Origin of the sequence: Rhizobium sp. P32RR-XVIII (assembly GCF_012641395.1) — a bacterium.
Classification (GTDB): domain Bacteria; phylum Pseudomonadota; class Alphaproteobacteria; order Rhizobiales; family Rhizobiaceae; genus Rhizobium.
The window spans coordinates 1-1,215 of the sequence record NZ_JABAIH010000076.1; the positions used below are offsets into that span (position 1 = coordinate 1).

The following is a 1,215-nucleotide window of genomic DNA, read 5'->3' on the forward strand; positions in this document are numbered from 1 at the left end:
GCGACGTGATGCGGTGCTGCGCAGCCGGAATGGCTCCGCACCGCAACCCGCCGCTACCGCCCCGAATACAGCAACCCAAAACCGCTGGAGCGAACTCAAAACTGGATAAAACTTGGGGGCAAGGTCACCACCAGCGCCTTGAGCTGCGGTTCTGAAAGTTCAGAACTCTTTGGGACTATCTTCATTGGGACGTAGCCGTAGCGGTCAAATAGAATAACGCTAACATTGATGGAGTCCTCGCCACTCCACTTTACTACATTCGCAAAATACATGTAGTGCCGAGATATGTCGACTTGCGGATACAAACGCCACCCGCCAAATTCGATATTTTTGTGGAGCACTTCGGCTTGTTTTTTGATAGATGCTTTGTAGGTATTCAGTAATACTATCAATCTCACCACTCGCGCTATCGGAGACCCAATCGTCGAGTGATACGCGCCCATCGCTCACCGGTTTGTTGATTAACACGGTATCGGCGTCACCCATATTTGCGAGAAACTGCTCGACTTTGGAGTATTGTTCGGTGTCCCAACCAAACATTTCTACGAGAAACGTGCATCGCTCACTACCTGGAAGGTAGAAAGCCTCTTCTCCAATTGGCGTGATTGCGCCTCTGGCGGTGTTCAGCGGCTGGATAAAATTTACTGGGTGATAGTTCTCGCTTTCTGCATGAACCGTCGCGGTTCGGCCATCCAAATCATGTGCGCGGCCAAAAGATATAGAAGATTTTCCCGTAGAATCTTGCTCAAAGCTTCCCCCATTAAGCTAAGTCAATGCAATCAACTACTTAAATGGAAATTGGTCAACACAAGATTGCATCCAGTCATTTATTTCCCGTGGACTTGTACTTGGCTATTTGCCGGGCAAGCAGCCTCCATGCGGAGGCAGCCCGCGATAATTTAACGGCTGATGCTTTTGGAAGGCCTCGGCGTCCGACAGGTCACAGCTTTGATCTCTTGCCGCAGTATGTCGTTGGCGGCGGTAGAGCCTCGTGTGCTTGTGCCAGTGTTTCCAACCAGACAGCCAGACCCGTTGGGATTTCCTCGTTCCCCGCTTCGAGAGCTTCGATCCACGACAGTTCGCATTGGAGAGCCGATGCGATGTTGATCGGCGTCCATCGGATATGCAGGAGGCATTCGGAAAATCGTTCTGGCGTCATGGCTGTAACTGTGACTTCGATCGAGACCACAGTCGCATAAAGGTTGCTGGAGTCAA

Annotated in this window: 1 protein-coding gene; it reads right to left on the bottom strand. The window is 51.0% G+C overall.

Annotated elements, in window-relative coordinates:
• Nucleotides 1-940: 940 nt before the first annotated feature.
• Nucleotides 941-1,159, bottom strand: a complete 219-nt coding sequence (locus HGP14_RS35110; protein ID WP_168834375.1) for a hypothetical protein — start codon at nucleotides 1,157-1,159, stop codon at nucleotides 941-943.
• Nucleotides 1,160-1,215 lie beyond the last annotated feature (56 nt).